The sequence below is a fragment of the Bacillus sp. V3B genome (assembly GCF_024494465.1).
Lineage (GTDB): Bacteria > Bacillota > Bacilli > Bacillales > Cytobacillaceae > Bacillus_BD.
This window is the reverse complement of the sequence record NZ_JAETXM010000001.1, coordinates 696,695-712,828: the sequence shown is the minus strand read 5'-3', so window position 1 is coordinate 712,828 and position 16,134 is coordinate 696,695. Positions and strand designations below refer to the sequence as shown.

15 protein-coding genes are annotated in these 16,134 nt (G+C 37.4%); 1 reads left to right on the top strand and 14 read right to left on the bottom strand.

Going from position 1 to position 16,134, the window contains the following annotated elements; all coding sequences use genetic code 11:
• Window positions 1-35 precede the first annotated feature (35 nt).
• The 12 genes from smc to JMM81_RS03545 form a co-directional block, all read right to left on the bottom strand.
• Complete coding sequence (gene smc, locus JMM81_RS03600) at window positions 36-3,602, bottom strand: chromosome segregation protein SMC (RefSeq protein ID WP_256240123.1); 3,567 nt, start codon at window positions 3,600-3,602, stop codon at window positions 36-38.
• 12 nt (window positions 3,603-3,614) lie between these two features.
• Entirely contained in the window at window positions 3,615-4,379 is a 765-nt protein-coding gene (rnc, locus tag JMM81_RS03595; protein ID WP_256240122.1) for a ribonuclease III, read from the bottom strand.
• Window positions 4,380-4,564: 185 nt separating this feature from the next.
• The gene (locus tag JMM81_RS03590) at window positions 4,565-4,798 is read right to left on the bottom strand and encodes an acyl carrier protein (RefSeq protein ID WP_256240121.1); all 234 of its coding nucleotides are present in this window, start codon (window positions 4,796-4,798) and stop codon (window positions 4,565-4,567) included.
• Between the two features lie 181 nt (window positions 4,799-4,979).
• Entirely contained in the window at window positions 4,980-5,723 is a 744-nt protein-coding gene (gene fabG, locus JMM81_RS03585) for a 3-oxoacyl-[acyl-carrier-protein] reductase (RefSeq protein WP_256240120.1), read from the bottom strand.
• A complete protein-coding gene (gene fabD / locus JMM81_RS03580; protein WP_256240119.1) occupies window positions 5,720-6,667 on the bottom strand; it encodes an ACP S-malonyltransferase in 948 nt (315 codons plus the stop codon). Before fabD ends, fabG begins: the two co-directional genes overlap by 4 nt.
• On the bottom strand, window positions 6,660-7,688 hold the full coding sequence (gene plsX, locus JMM81_RS03575; RefSeq protein WP_256240118.1) for a phosphate acyltransferase PlsX: 1,029 nt from the start codon (window positions 7,686-7,688) through the stop codon (window positions 6,660-6,662). Before plsX ends, fabD begins: the two co-directional genes overlap by 8 nt.
• A gap of 79 nt (window positions 7,689-7,767) precedes the next feature.
• Window positions 7,768-8,331, bottom strand: coding sequence for a transcription factor FapR (fapR, locus tag JMM81_RS03570; RefSeq protein WP_256240117.1), 564 nt, complete (start codon window positions 8,329-8,331; stop codon window positions 7,768-7,770).
• 174 nt (window positions 8,332-8,505) lie between these two features.
• Window positions 8,506-10,554 carry an ATP-dependent DNA helicase RecG gene (gene recG, locus JMM81_RS03565; RefSeq protein WP_256240116.1) on the bottom strand — a complete coding sequence of 683 codons (2,049 nt, stop codon included), beginning with the start codon at window positions 10,552-10,554 and terminating at the stop codon, window positions 8,506-8,508.
• The gene (gene sdaAA, locus JMM81_RS03560) at window positions 10,547-11,434 is read right to left on the bottom strand and encodes an L-serine ammonia-lyase, iron-sulfur-dependent, subunit alpha (RefSeq protein WP_256240115.1); all 888 of its coding nucleotides are present in this window, start codon (window positions 11,432-11,434) and stop codon (window positions 10,547-10,549) included. Before sdaAA ends, recG begins: the two co-directional genes overlap by 8 nt.
• A 75-nt stretch (window positions 11,435-11,509) precedes the next feature.
• Window positions 11,510-12,172, bottom strand: coding sequence for an L-serine ammonia-lyase, iron-sulfur-dependent subunit beta (gene sdaAB, locus JMM81_RS03555; RefSeq protein ID WP_256240114.1), 663 nt, complete (start codon window positions 12,170-12,172; stop codon window positions 11,510-11,512).
• Between the two features lie 260 nt (window positions 12,173-12,432).
• On the bottom strand, window positions 12,433-14,115 hold the full coding sequence (locus tag JMM81_RS03550; RefSeq protein ID WP_256240113.1) for a DAK2 domain-containing protein: 1,683 nt from the start codon (window positions 14,113-14,115) through the stop codon (window positions 12,433-12,435).
• Window positions 14,116-14,131: 16 nt separating this feature from the next.
• Window positions 14,132-14,494 carry an Asp23/Gls24 family envelope stress response protein gene (locus JMM81_RS03545; RefSeq protein ID WP_256240112.1) on the bottom strand — a complete coding sequence of 121 codons (363 nt, stop codon included), beginning with the start codon at window positions 14,492-14,494 and terminating at the stop codon, window positions 14,132-14,134.
• Window positions 14,495-14,814: 320 nt separating this feature from the next.
• On the opposite strand from JMM81_RS03545, the gene rpmB reads away from it, so the two are divergent.
• Window positions 14,815-15,003, top strand: a complete 189-nt coding sequence (gene rpmB, locus JMM81_RS03540) for a 50S ribosomal protein L28 (RefSeq protein WP_256240111.1) — start codon at window positions 14,815-14,817, stop codon at window positions 15,001-15,003.
• A gap of 206 nt (window positions 15,004-15,209) precedes the next feature.
• On the opposite strand, the gene spoVM is transcribed toward rpmB, so the two are convergent.
• Together spoVM and JMM81_RS03530 are read right to left on the bottom strand one after the other, a co-directional pair.
• Window positions 15,210-15,290, bottom strand: a complete 81-nt coding sequence (gene spoVM / locus JMM81_RS03535) for a stage V sporulation protein SpoVM (RefSeq protein ID WP_017551496.1) — start codon at window positions 15,288-15,290, stop codon at window positions 15,210-15,212.
• Window positions 15,291-15,415: 125 nt separating this feature from the next.
• On the bottom strand, window positions 15,416-16,063 hold the full coding sequence (locus tag JMM81_RS03530) for a thiamine diphosphokinase (protein WP_256240110.1): 648 nt from the start codon (window positions 16,061-16,063) through the stop codon (window positions 15,416-15,418).
• Window positions 16,064-16,134 lie beyond the last annotated feature (71 nt).

The window sequence follows — 16,134 nt, the reverse complement described above, 5'->3', positions numbered from 1 at the left end:
AAACATCCACTAATGATTGCCTGATACCTTGACTATTATTGTGCAACAAATTCATTTGTATCTTCAAAACGGACAGAAACAAGCTTTGAGACACCTGATTCCTGCATCGTTATACCGTACAGAACATCAGCTTCTTCCATCGTCCCTTTCCGATGTGTGATCACGATGAATTGTGATTCTCTACTGTATCGTTTTAAATATTGACTAAAGCGATATACATTTGCTTCGTCAAGCGCAGCTTCTACTTCATCTAAAATACAGAACGGAACTGGACGCACCTTTAAAATCGAAAATAAAAGAGCAATTGCCGTCAGTGATCGTTCTCCTCCCGATAAAAGACTAAGGTTTTGCAGCTTTTTACCAGGGGGTTGAGCAACAATCTCAACACCGGTATTTAATAGATCTCCCGGATTGGTTAACATTAAATCCGCTTTTCCACCACCAAACAATTCTTTAAAAACAGATTCGAAATAAAAGCGAACCCCTTCAAATGTTTGCTGAAAACGTCTTTTCATCTCTACATCCATTTCATCTATCACTTGAAACAAAGTATCCTTTGCGTTCTGGAGATCTGTTTTTTGTTCGATTAAAAATACATACCTTTCAGATACTCGTTCATATTCTTCGATCGCTCCAAGATTAACCGTCCCTAATTCTTCAAGTGCAAGCTTAATTAATTTAACCTTTTTTCGCGCTTCATCAATCGGCATGGTTAAAGGAAACTCTTCTCTTGCACCTTCAAATGATAATAAATATTCTTCTCTTAAGTGAGCGAGCCTGTTATCCAAATCCACATCAAGACGGTTTAGCTGAACTTCTTCATCTTTCATGATTCCCGTCAACCCTCTATGCTGGCGCTTTAACTCCTTTGTTTCAAGTTCAAGGTCTTCATGAGTAGTTTGCATGTTTAAACGTTCTTCTCGTCTACTCGCGATAAGACTCAAAGTTTCGCTTTTATCTCGTAGCTTTTCTCGAGCAGCTTCCTCTAGTTTGCTTTCACCAGATGAGCTTTCAGACATTTCTGAAGCAAGCAACTGCAAATCTTCCTGGTAATACCGAAATTTTTTTTCATTTTCTTCTAATTCATTTTTGATTAAAGAATCCTTTTCCTTTGTATGAATAAGTTGTTCATTTTTAGCAGCAAATAATGCTTTTAATTCACTAATTTCAGCTAACAAAGTATCTTTTGATAAGGTTTGCGTATTTTTTTTCTCATTTAATTGCTCAATTTCTTTTTCCAGCTTAAGAATATTCTGTTGGAGCTCCCTTAACAAGGTTTCAAGACTCGTTTTTCGGTCCATCATTTTCGCCTTTTCTGATACAAACTCTTTTTTATTAAGATCATAGAGGGATAGCATTTCATTCATATTTTTTTCTTGTTGTTCTATCTCCCTTAGATCACCTTTGACCTTCTGCTCTTTTAATCGTAAGGATTCTCCATTCTTACGCAAATGCTCAAGTTTTTGCTCTTTTGAGGCTACATCATTCTTTAACTCTTTTACTTTTGCTTCTAATTTAGCTGCTTTCACTTCCATATCAGCTAACCTTTTTTTCAATTCATCGAGCTCACTTTTCCGTGATAGTAATGAAGAAGAATTTTGCTTAACGGCACCACCGCTCATACTTCCGCCTGCATTCACAAGATCCCCGTCTAGTGTCACAAACCGACAACGATACCCTAATAGCTTAGCCATTTCATTGGCACCCTTTAAATCCCTTGTAATCACAACAGACCCGAGCAGATTTTTCATAACCTCCGCATAAATAGGATCATAGGTAATTAAATCTGATCCCACCCCAACATAAGCTGGATGATTTTCTATTAACCTCATTTGGCTATTAGCCAACGATCTCCCTTTCATAACAGTTAGCGGCAAAAAAGTGGCTCGCCCAAAACGATTTTGCTTTAAATACTGGATTGCGTATCTTCCATCCTGTTCATTACGTACGACGACATGCTGCATACTGCCCCCTAATACGGTTTCAATCGCCACTTCATATTCTTTTGGTACGGCGATTAATTCAGCAATCGCACCTTCAATGCCCTGCAATTTTTCTCCTCGGGCTTTCAAAACCTCTTTAACCCCTTGAAAAAAACCTGCAAATCCCTCTTCCATTTCTTCAAGCATATCTTTTCGTGATTTTGTTTGCTGCACATATTGATAAGCTTGATATAATGTTTTTTCTTGTTTTTCGTAAGAATTCTTTAGTCCTTCATACTTTCTCTGTTCCTCTCGATACAAGTGAACTTGAGCCTCTAAATCACTCTGAACGGATGTTAGGGTTTGCTGGACTTCTACCATTTTTAACTTAATTTCTTCACGGACTGCAATATATTTCCCATTATCATCTTCTTGCTTTGTGTTCCTAATCACTAACTGATTTAATTGTTGTTCAATGAAATTTAATTCATTTTTTGCGGCAGCCTGTTCATTTAATACATCTATATATTCGCTTTTTAACTCATCTATTTTTTGCCCGATATTTTCACTTAATAAGTTCATTTGTGCCTGTTTTTCTTTTAAGTGTCGCTTTAACGTTTCCGCTTCTTTTTCAAGCATAACAACCTGGTCTTGTAACGATTGTTTTTGGTTGGTTAAGTTTGACACCTTTTCAGACAACTCATCCATATTGCTTTTCAATTGCTCTTTATTTTGCGAGGCATTTTTCTTTCTTTCTTTTAATACTTCTTTACGACCTTCAAGTTTCTCAAGGTCCTCACTTGCATGTAGCAATACATTTTGGAGGTCACTAACCGATTCATCCAATGCAGACATACGATCTCTTAATTCTTCAATCTTGGCTTCCTTTCCTTGCAATAGAGTAGAAAGCTTTAGTTCATTTTGCTTGTGTTTTTCAACGTTCTCAGACATAGCCATCCATTTAGCATGAAGTTCTTCAATTTCAAAAACAGTTACTGCCACTTCTACCTTTTCTAAGGCTTCTTTTTGCTCAAGATAGTCCTTTGCCATTGATGCTTGGATTTTTAATGGCTCAACCTGACTTTCCAACTCATATAGAATATCGTTCACACGGTTTAAGTTCTCTTCTGTTTCGATCAGCTTTCCTTCAGCTTTCTTTTTTCTCGTCTTATATTTCAATACACCTGCTGCTTCTTCAAAGATTGTCCGCCTGTCCTCTGCTTTATTGTTAAGGATTTCTTCTACTTTTCCTTGGCTAATAATTGAAAAAGCTTCTCTTCCCAGCCCAGAATCCATGAAAAGGTCGACAATATCCTTTAACCGGCAGGATTGCTTGTTAATAAAAAATTCACTATCACCAGATCGGAATACACGGCGGGTGACGCTCACCTCATTATAATCAACCAGCAGAGACTGATCTTCATTATCTAAAGTCAAAGTGACTTCTGCAAAGTTAAGAGGTTTTCGCGAATCACTCCCAGCAAAAATAACATCTTCCATTTTTGCTCCCCGAAGTGATTTGGCTGATTGTTCCCCTAAAACCCAGCGAATAGCATCGGTAATATTGCTTTTTCCACTTCCATTAGGACCGACAACAGCTGTGACTCCTGGAACAAAATCCACTGCTATTCGCTCAGCAAACGATTTAAAGCCCACTATATCCAATCGTTTTAGAAACACTCTTTTCCCTCCTTACTCTGGATGCTTTTCTGTTGATCGTTCTTGTAAATGTGTTTTAAGCTTTTCCAGAGCCTTCTGAGCAGCATGCTGCTCAGAAGATTTCTTCGAGCGGCCTGAACCTGTACCAATTTCCGTTCCATTCATTAAGACTACGGACACAAATTCACGATTATGTGCAGGTCCTTTTTCAACGAGAATCTTATATTCAATAATACCTGTACTATCTCGTTGCACCAATTCTTGCAACTGACTTTTAAAATCCATTACATGAGAAAAAGCACCCGCATTTACCTTTGGAAAAACATATTTCTCTAAAAAATCAATAACCGTGTCGATACCTTTATCTAAGAAAAGTGCCCCGATAAAGGCTTCAAATACATCAGCAAGTAATGCCGGTCTTTCTCTACCACCAGTCAACTCCTCACCCTTCCCAAGTAAGATGAGCTTTCCAAAGTTGAGTTCATTAGCAAACACTACAAGAGACGGTTCACAAACAATCGCTGCCCTCAATTTTGTTAATTCTCCCTCGCTCATCATCGGGTATTTTTGATATAAAAATCTTGATACCGTTAATTCAAGAACAGCATCACCTAAAAATTCTAATCTTTCATTATCTTCATATGGCTTACGTCGATGTTCATTCACATACGATGAATGAGTAAAAGCTTGCTTTAACAGTTTTATATTCGTAAATGATACACCTATGAGTTCCTGAAAATCTCTAAATTGATGATCATTTATGCGAACTACTCTTTTCTCTTTTCCGTTCTTACGCATATACAATTCCACCTTAAATCAAATTAACTACTTATAAAAGTTTACGTAATAAAAACAAAAAACGCAAAGAATCTTTTCAAAAAAAATAACACCTAATTAATAAAAATAGCTACAGAGGTGTTGTTTCTTTATATATATTGAAGAAAGCCCCGTGTAAAAACGGAGCTTTTTCTTGAGCCTAACGATTATTGTTTTGCTTGTATGTAAGTAACTGCGTCACCAACTGTCGCAATTTTTTCAGCATCATCGTCAGAAATTTCCATATCAAACTCATCTTCTAATTCCATAACAAGTTCAACTACATCAAGAGAGTCTGCACCAAGATCATCTTTAAATGAAGCCTCTAATTTCACTTCAGATTCTTCTACACCTAGACGATCTACAACGATCTTTGTTACTCGTTCTAATACTTCTGCCATTGGTTCTTCACCTCCCCTCAAGTCATTATAGAGTATTTCATTTGAATAATCTAGCAAAACTTGCACCTTATAAACAAGCACAAGCGACTAGGAGTTCCCCTCCTAAAATGACTCTGTCCTTATGCCTTCGCCGGTACTTCTACACCTTATCCAAAAATGCAAAAAACAGGAAGTTATTGCGTTACATAACCATTCCACCATTAACATGAATCGTTTGGCCCGTAATATAACGGCTATCATCAGAAGCAAGAAACACAACTGTGTTTGCAATATCTTTTGGCTCACCAAACTGAGCAAGAGGAATCATTTTTAACATCTCATTTTGGATATCCTGGGTGAGTTGGTCCGTCATTTCAGTCGTAATAAAACCAGGCGCAACTGCATTGACAGTAACCCCTCTAGAAGCCAGCTCTTTCGCAGTGGTTTTCGTTAATCCAATGACGCCTGCCTTTGCCGCTACATAATTGGCCTGCCCAGGATTTCCACTCACTCCAACAACTGATGAAATATTAATGATTCTTCCGCTTCTTTGCTTCATCATTTGCCTTGTTACAGCTTTTGTGCAAAGGAAAACCCCTTTTAAGTTAATATTCATCACATCATCCCATTCGTTTTCCTTCATACGCATGAGAAGATTATCTTTTGTAATTCCAGCATTATTAACAAGAATATCAAGCTTACCAAATCGTTCAACTGTTTCTTTTATCATACTAGCCACAGATTCACTGTTTGAAACATCACATTGAATAGCGAATGCTTCTCTCCCAAGTTCCTTAATTTCAGCAACTACTTCATGAGCCTTTGCTTCACTTCCTGCATAGTTAACTGCTACATCCGCTCCTTGTCTAGCTAGCTCTAATGCAATTTCTCGACCAATTCCCCGTGAAGCACCTGTCACTAATACCTTTTTTTCCGCTAGTTTCATACTGTCCCCTCCTTCAAAGCTTCTACTACTTCCTTGCATGTTTTCTCATCTGAGACTGCATATGTGGAAACAGAACGACTTACCTTTTTCACTAATCCAGATAAAACCTTTCCAGGACCAATTTCAATAAAAGTAGTAACGCCTAAGTCGATCATCTTCTGCACACTTTTTTCCCATTGAACGGGAGAATAGAGCTGCTCAATCAACTTTTCTTTAATCTCTGCAGCATCCCTTATTTCTGTTGCCGATACGTTTGCGATCACAGGGATTTTTGCGTCTGTTATCGTCATATCGTCAAGTACCGTTTTAAGCTTTTCAGCTGCAGGCTTCATCAATTCTGAGTGAAAAGGACCACTTACTTCAAGCGGAAGAGCGCGTTTAGCTCCTGCTTCTTTCGCTTTGACACAAGCTAGATCCACTCCTTTTCTTGTACCTGAAATAACAATTTGTCCAGGACAATTGATATTCGCTAACTGCACCAGATGGCCACTCTCCGTGATTTCATTTGTCACTTCTCTCAATCTCTCACTATCAAGGCCAAGTATAGCAGCCATTGTACCCTCACCATTTGGTACAGCCATCTCCATAAACTCGCCTCTTTTACGAACGGCATATACCCCTTCTTCAAATGAAAAGGCACCACCTGCAACAAGTGCTGTATATTCACCCAGACTGTGACCCGCTACATAATCAGGTGTAATCCCTGACTCTTTAAAATACTCCAAAATGGCCATACTCGTAGTTAAAAGAGCGGGCTGGGCGTTCGTTGTAAGAGTTAACTCTTCCTGTGGTCCTTCAAAAATAAGTTTTGAGAGCGGAAGGCCTAGTTTTTGATCTGCTTTGTTGAAAATTCCACCTGATGGTTGATGGACTTCTGCTAATGATTGACCCATTCCAACCGTTTGTGAGCCTTGACCAGGAAATATAAATGCTATTTTATTCATGCTTTTCCTCCTTCTGATTTCCAATCGATTCATTCGGATTCGACTTTTCAACTGCTTCTTTTATTGTTTCAGCTACTTGATGTTTGATCATATCTCTTGTTTGTCTTATCGCATTAAAAAGGGCATTTGCATCAGATGATCCATGTGCTTTTATAACAGGTGCCTTTAAGCCGAAAAGGCCTGCACCACCATATTCTGAGTAGTCCATTTTTGACTTTAATTGATAAAGATTAGGCTTCAATACCGCTGCCGCTAACTTCGTTTTTAAATTGGACATTAAAGACATTTTTAACATCTTCATAATAGACATTGCTGTACCCTCAACCGTTTTCAACACCATATTACCCGTAAAACCATCTGTTACAACGACATCTGCAACACCATTAAGAAGATCACGAGCTTCTACATTTCCGATAAAGTTAATATCTAGCTTTTGTAATAACTCATATGTATGTTTAGTTAGTTCGTTCCCCTTTTTTTCCTCTGTACCAATATTCAATAAGCCGACACGAGGCTTTTCAATTCCTCTTACTTTTTGAGAATAGATTGAACCCATTAGTGCATATTGAACAAGATGTTCTGGCTTCGCATCAACATTGGCACCAACATCTAATAGAACAAACCCTTCTCCACCAATCGTTGGCAATGTTGGAGATAGCGCAGGACGTTCAATCCCTTCAATTCGACCAATGATAAACAAACCAGCAGCCATTAATGCACCCGTATTCCCAGCAGAAATGCATGCATCTGCTCTTCCTTCAACAACTTCCTGTGCTGATAATACCATGGAAGCATTTTTCTTTCTTCTTACTGCTCGAACAGGCTCGTCTGTTCCAGAAATGACTTCATCTGTATGAATAATGGAAATTCTAGAATTCTCTTTTATATATTCTTTTATTTTAGTTTCATCACCGACAAGGGTGATTTGGACATCAGGAAAGGTTTCGATCGCTTTTACTGCACCTAGCACGATCTCTTTTGGAGCGTTATCTCCACCCATTGCATCTATAGCGATTTTCATGATTGTCTATCTCACTACTCCTTTTCGCTTTTCATTTATCTAGCCACAACGCCTAGTCGCGACAAGGCCTTGCAGCTTTTCATTTTGTTGAGCGATACATTTCAAATTCACCTTGAAATATTAATTCATTATTTACATAACTATGTACTTCTACTATTGTCCGACCAAAATCGTTATCAATCTTGATCACTTTTGCTTTCGCAACGACACGTTCACTTTCTTTTACAGACTGAATAAAATGGATGTTTGCTCTTGCAGTAAGTGCAAGTTCATCATTTATAACAGCAACTGCTAAAGAATTGGCTTGAGCAAATAAATGATGCCCACGAGCGATATCATTTCTTTTAAAGACATGCTCACGCCTCACATCAAAAATAGAAATAGCCGTTCTATCCAATTCTATATCAATAATTTCACCAATGACTTCTTCAATTGGTAGCGAACGAACTTCATCATCAAATTTTGTTTCGGCCACATTCTTGATTCGTTCTCTTAATTCAGGAATGGATAATTCAAGTCGATCCAATCGAATGGTCTGCACACTAACAGAAAATTTATCCGCCAGTTCTTCGTCAGTAACAAACGGATTTTCTAGTATGGTATCTTTTAAGCTTTTTTGTCTATCCTGCTTATTTCTTTTCATTTTATGACACCGTCCATGATACTAAGACTAGGTACTAATAGTAGTATATAATTTAAAAAAGCAGATGACAAGACCAAACTAACTGTCCCTGCCCGTCTACTTTTTAAATTAGTTATCATTTTATTAAATTATTCACCTTAAAGTGACTAGCTTAATCGTAAAACCTCTTATCATTTAGTCTAGCTGTTCCCCTTCAAGCACACCCGTTTCTTCCAAGTACCCTCTCAACGGTTCATACTCTGCCGCCTTCCAAAAGTAAGAAGATTCAACAAGAACCGTAGCATCCTGTCTAGCTGTTTCAAGAGCACGATAATCATGAACCATATCAGCAACCTTGAATTCAGGTAATCCACTTTGCTTCTTACCAAAAAAGTCACCGGGCCCACGTAGTTCTAAGTCTTTTTCACTTAGAACAAAACCATCATTTGTTTCTGTCATGATCTTCATTCTTTCTTTCCCTGTTTCTGATTTTGGATCAGCCAGTAAAATACAATAAGACTGATCGCTTCCACGTCCAACACGCCCCCTTAGCTGATGAAGTTGAGATAAACCAAATCTTTCTGCATCATAAATTACCATTAGTGTTGCATTCGGGACGTTAACACCTACTTCTACAACAGTCGTTGATACAAGTACATGAACTAAATTATCGCTGAACGCCTTCATCACAGCCTCTTTTTCATCTGTTCGTAATCTTCCATGCATAAGACCAACTTGAAAATGATTTTGAAAATAATGAACAAGTGTACTATGCACATCAATCGCATTTTGAACATCAAGCTTATCCGATTCTTCTATCAATGGACAAATCACATATACTTGGTGCCCTTTATGTAATTCTTTATTCATAAACCCCAGTACTCGCTCCATCATCTCCTGTTTTACCCAATAAGTCTCAATGGATTTTCTTCCAGCAGGCATTTCATCAATAATTGAAACATCCATTTCACCAAACACAGTGATCGCTAATGTACGTGGAATCGGTGTCGCCGTCATAAATAATACATCAGGGCTTTCCCCTTTTTCCCGAAGAATACGTCGTTGTTCAACACCGAAGCGATGCTGCTCATCCGTTATGACAAGTCCAAGTTGTTTAAATTCAACTTCATCTTGAATTAAAGCGTGGGTTCCAACTAAAATATCAATTTCACCCATTTTTAATCTTGAAAGAATTTCTTTGCGCCGTTTTCCTTTTACAGAACTTGTCAATAATTCACACGTTATACCCACAGGCTCAAACATGTTCGTTAATGACTCTATATGCTGTTCAGCAAGTATTTCCGTTGGCACCATTAACGTACCTTGAAATTCAGCCGTAACACTAGCAAATAAAGCAATCGCAGCGACGACTGTTTTGCCTGAGCCTACATCCCCTTGAAGAAGACGATTCATGCGATAAGGTGTTTTCAAATCGGTAAGGGTTTCATTGACAACTCTTTTTTGCGCATTTGTCAATGGATACGGAAGACTAGCAATAAATTCCTCCACCTTCCCGACCTCAACATTTTGTAATACCCCTTCGGATTGCTCTCTTTCTATTTTACGGAGTGTCTGCATTCTTAATTGAAATAAAAGAAATTCCTCATACACAAATCGTCTTCTTGCTTGTTTTAATTCTTCCTGATTCAAAGGAAAATGAAGCGCTCGTAATGCTTCTCTTCTATTTAATAGTTTGTATTTCTTTCGTAAAGTATCCGGGATGGTTTCGTCTACTAAATGACCGTACTGCGAAAAAGCCAGATGAATGTAACGTCTTATTCCTTTTATTGTCACATCACCTTTTATAGCATACACAGGTTCAAAATCTGTACCTTTTGCAGACGAGCCTAATTTCAATTCGTTTGCTGTAATGGTTTGCCTGTGACCATCCCATTTTCCTGAAACCGTAACCGTTTCGTTTATCGAGATTTTTTTCTTTAAATATGGTTGATTAAATAACACCACTTGAATCAAATAACGATCAACAAGTAAGCGCACAGTTAGTCGTGAACGTTTTCGACCATAGTAGGTAAGAGTAGGCTCACTATGAACCTTCCCTTCAAGAGTTATCTTTTCATCATGCTTGACTTCAGCTAAATCACGTAGTCGATAGTCTTCATAGCGATATGGAAAATGCTCCAATAACTCTTTAATGGTATGGATATTCATTTCAGCTAATGCTGTTGCTGTTTCTTCCCCAATCCCTTTAACAACGGTTACAGATTGCTTTAATAGATTAGTCACTTGCTTTTAACGGCATACCAAAAATCTTCGCTTTTAACTGTTGACCCGTTGGTGTTGCCGCCAACCCTCCCTTTCCTGTTTCTCTTAATGCAGTAGGCATCGATTGACCGATTTTAAACATCGCGCCAATTACTTCATCACAGGGAATTCGACTTGTAATCCCCGCTAATGCCATATCAGCCGCAACCATGGCATTTGCTGAACCCATCGCATTCCTTTTTACACAAGGAACTTCAACTAAACCTGCTACTGGATCACACACTAAACCTAACATATTTTTCAAAGTAATGGCCATTGCTTCAGCACATTGAGCAGGAGTTCCTCCAGCCATTTCCACAATAGCTGCTGCTGCCATTCCTGAAGCTGAACCAACTTCTGCTTGGCAGCCTCCTGCCGCCCCAGAGATAGACGCATTATTAGCTACAACATAACCAAAAGCACCTGCAGTAAAAAGATAGGAAATCATTTGTTCACGAGTTGGATTCAACTTCTTTTTCACCGCGAAGAGTGTCCCTGGTACTACACCTGCAGAACCAGCAGTTGGCGTCGCACATATCGTTCCCATTGCAGCATTTACTTCATTTGTTGCCATTGCTTTACTAACCGCATCAAGAACCGTTTCACCTGATAAAAGATTCCCTTTTTCAATATACTTTTGCATGAGAACAGCATCTCCACCTGTTAATCCAGTAGGTGATTGAACTCCCTTAATCCCACGTTCAACGGCTTTCTCCATAACTTCCAGATTTCTCTCCATAATTGAAAGGATTTCTTCTTTTGTACGGCCTGTCACTTGAATTTCTTGCTCAATCATAATGTCTGATATTTTTTTATTTTGAAGATTAGCTTGCTCAATTAACTCAGCCACATTACGAAACATATCCGACTCTTCCCCCCGATATGAAAATTTTAATAGATAAGCATGTTTGATCTTTTGGAAGGACAATTCTATGCATTAGTCTACAATCTTTTTTACTCTAATAATGTTTTCTAATTTCTCCAATTCCGCTAAAACAGAATGATCAATATTTTCGTCTACTTCAATGGTCATTAACGCTTGTTTACCAACTTCTTTTCGTGCTACTTCCATATGACCAATATTAATCAAATATTTTGCGAGTATGTTTGAAACATTAGCAATCGTTCCATATTTATCATTATGAACAATAAGAATGGCAGGATGATTCCCAGATAACCTTAACTCAAAACCATCCAATTCCGTAATTTCAATTTTTCCACCGCCAATTGAAATCCCCACAAGCTCTAACTCTCCGTGATCATCCCCTATTTTCACACGTGCGGTATTAGGATGATTAGGAATCGCTTCCTCTTTAATAAACTCTATTTCCATACCGTTTTTCTTTGCCAATTGAATGGAATCAATAATTCGTTCATCAAATGTATCATAATCAAGTAATCCACCAATAATCGCCACGTCTGTTCCGTGACCTCTATACGTTTGTGCAAAAGAACCATAGAAGGAAACCTTAGCCCACTTTGGTTCACGATTGAATAAACTACGTGCTACCCTGCCAATTCTCGCAGCACCAGCTGTGTGCGAACTAGATGGACCAATCATAATAGGACCAATGATATCAAATACACTTTTATACTTCATTTGCACAACCTCCAAGAAAGTACCTTAAGATGTACTTTTGTTCACTATATGAAAAATGCAAAAATGGGTTAGACCTCTTTTGATAGTATAGCAACAACTGTTACTAAATGTTACTGTATCAAAATTAATCATAACCCATTATTAAGAAAACATCTATTTATAATCATCCACAAAGATTGATAAACAACTATTGCAGAAGGGACCATTCATTGAGGGATTCTTTATTCACCAATAACCATCCATTGCTTTTAAAACGATTATTATTCTACTGATATAATAAACGGATATAAAGGTTGATTTCCGTTATGAACCTCTACTTCTATATCCTGATATTGCTCCTCAATGAAAGAAACGAAAGCCGTAACATCTTCATTGGTCGCATCCTCACCTTTTAAAATAGTCACAATTTCTGAATCATCATCAATCATTTTTGCTAATAGTTCACTTGCTGTTTTACGTTTATCTTTGTTTTTGAACAAGATTTTACCATCTAAGATTCCCATAAAGTCATCTTTTTCGATAGCAAGTCCATCAATGGTTGTATCACGGACAGCAAATGTAATTTGACCTGTTTTTACATGTTGAAATGCATCTGTCATGCTCTTTTTATTTGTTCCGATATCTGCTGCTGGATTAAAAGCAAGTAATGCAGATAATCCTTGTGGAACCGTTTTTGATGGAATGACGATTACATCTTCATCACTAACCTGGGCTGCTTGTTCGGCAGCCATAATGATATTTTTATTATTTGGTAAAATAATGACTTTCTTAGCATGTACATCTTTAATGGCTTTAACAATATCCTCTGTGCTCGGATTCATCGTTTGACCACCTTCAATGATAACATGAGCTCCAATACTTTTAAATAATTCAGCCACACCGCTCCCCATTGACACCGAAACAATTCCATATTCTTGTTTTTCTTGTTGACGGTCAGGCAACGTTTCGTTTAATACGGTATGTGTTTCACCGACAATATTTGAATGCTGTTGGCGCATATTTTCAATTTTCATATTAATGAGGCTGCCATAGCGTTGACCGTAACTAAGCACATCACCTGGCTGTTCAGAATGAATATGAACTTTGACGACCTCCTCATCAGAAATAACAAGTAAAGAGTCACCATATTGACTTAAATCTTGTCGAAATGATTCTTCGGAAAAAGGCTGTTTTGCGTGCTTTCCATTCTCAAGCTTAACCATAAATTCCGTGCAGTAACCATACACAATATCTTCTGTATTCATATGACCTTGAATACTTTTATGATGTTCAGCGCTTACAAGTTCATCCATTGTCGACATTGAAAAAGCAGAATCAGGTAACGGTTCTCCCTTTAGTTCAGCAAGAAAACCTTCATAAACAAATACAAGCCCTTGACCCCCACTGTCCACTACTCCTACTTCTTTTAAAACTGGTAAAAGATCAGGAGTTCGATCCAATGATGCTTTTGCTTCCTTGACAACTTCATCCATAATAAAAATGATATCATCACTTTTTTCCGCAACTTGCACTCCCATTTTCGCAGCATCTTTTGCAACAGTTAAAATAGTTCCTTCAACTGGCTTCATAACAGCTTTATAGGCTGTTTCAACACCTGTTTCTAGAGCATGAGCAAATTCCATTCCATTTATGATGGGTTTTTTTTCAATTGCCTTAGAAAAACCACGGAATAACTGTGATAGAATCACACCTGAGTTTCCACGCGCACCCATCAGTAATCCTTTTGAAAAAGCCGTTCCTACTTTCCCGATATGCTCTTGTGCATGTTGTTTAACTTCTTTCGCACCAGAAGTCATTGATAAATTCATGTTTGTTCCAGTATCACCATCTGGAACAGGAAAAACATTTAATGCATCAACGTATTTCGCATTAGAAGCTAAGTGATTTGCCCCTTGGATGATCATTTCCGCTAAACGTTTTCCGTCCAAAACTATAATTGACACAATCCTTCCTCCCTCACTACGGATTCATTACACGAACACCCTGAACGTATATATTTACTGTGTCAACGGCAAGTCCAACTGTTTTGTCCAATGTATATTTTACTTTTGTTTGCACATTGTGGGCAATCTCTGAAATTTTTGTTCCATAGCTTACAATGATATACATATCAATATGTACTTGTGCTTCCTCTTGACGTACGATAACGCCGCGGGTAAAATTTTCTTTTCGTAATATATCTGTCAAACCATCTTTTATTTGATTTTTTGAGGCCATCCCAACAATTCCATAACAATCTACAGCAGCTCCACCAGCAATTGTAGCAATTACATCATTTGATATATCTATTTGTCCGTATGCTGTTTTTAATTCGATGGACATGAGTCTTCCCCCTTTTGGAAATTGCTCCTTGACTAAAGCCATTTTACTATAAGCTCAGGTAATTTAAAAGATATACTTATTATGCGTTAATTTTCATAAAATTATCTTTCTTCTTGTCAAGTAATTTTTCTTGAAAGGTTTGTTTTGAAGTATTGCAATCGTGGTGGTTGTGTGATAAATTATTAAAGTATCTTTTACCAATAGATGAAAAATAGGCTTATTACTGTTTTTCTCATTATTCCAGATTGATCAGAATCTGATATTACATGTAACTGAACTATATTGAACGTTTCAGTTTTTGCAGTAAGGAGGGAAAATAAATGCCACGTAAATGTGTTGTAACAGGTAGAAAAACAACTTCAGGTAACGCACGTTCCCATGCGATGAACGCTAACAAACGTACATGGGGTGCTAACCTTCAAAAGGTTCGTATTCTTGTAGACGGTAAACCAAAACGTGTTTGGGTTTCCGCAAGAGCTCTTAAATCAGGTAAAGTAGAACGTGTATAATAAATAAAGACGTCCTTACAAGGGCGTCTTTATTTATTTTAACAGATAGACTTAAATTGAACAATGTTTGTACTAGTCAAATAAAACAAAAGCACCCAGTAGACGGGTGCACAGTAGAAAAAGTATAAGATTGACTATCCTATATAAATTGTATTTTTATTTCATCCTAGGACTCTCTGGAATTATACGCTTCTATTAACTTCTTATCATCCTTTTTTAAAAGTCCCTAACATCGCTCGGACAATCCCACCTAAAAATTTAGGCAATTTAATTGTATAAAATTTCATAATCGTGTCCCTCCTCAACCATCTTACAAACTCAAATCCCGTTTTATTGTCGAGATGACTCTAGAATATTCAACCACATTATCTTATTCAAATAACAGAAATAAGTACTCTTGTTTTTAAACAAATTAATCGGTACTTCTTACTATCATTAATATGCCTTTAGAAAACGAAAAAGTACCACAATCATTAATAAGCTCATTACTAATACATAATGTGGAACCAAGACGAATATGACATTCTGTTAATGGATATTTGAATCCCTTTAACGTAATCCCTCTTACCTCACCCGAAATTGGAATAAAAGAAATGTACTTTTTATTTGAAATTTTATTAATAGGATACGTTCCAGATGCTTTTAAATAAATAATATTTTTTTGATCAATTATTTCTATTTGAACATGGCAATGCTCCATAATAGGATTGATAAGTAATTGAATATTTGCAAACATATGGTCAAGTCTACCGCCTGTTGCCCCGAATATACGAATGAGCTCAGGCTTTTGTTTGATTGCCCAATTTAAGGCGTGTTCCATATCCGTCTCATCTTTTTCTGGTCTAAACGTTTTAAGTTCATGAACAGACGTTTGAATAAGTGAAAATTCATTCTCAGAAACAGAATCAAAGTCACCAAAAGCGATATCAGGTTTAATTCCTCTTGTTAACAAAGTATAAACGCCACGATCAACCCCTACCCAAACAACCTCTTTTTCATGATAGTTACTTAAGTCTGGCAGGAGATCAACTGGTCCGCCTCCTAATATATGAATAATCATCTTCTATTCCTTTCTTTACTCTTAGTGTTAAAAAAACAATAAGGAAAGATGTCAGTGTATAAGCTGACCTC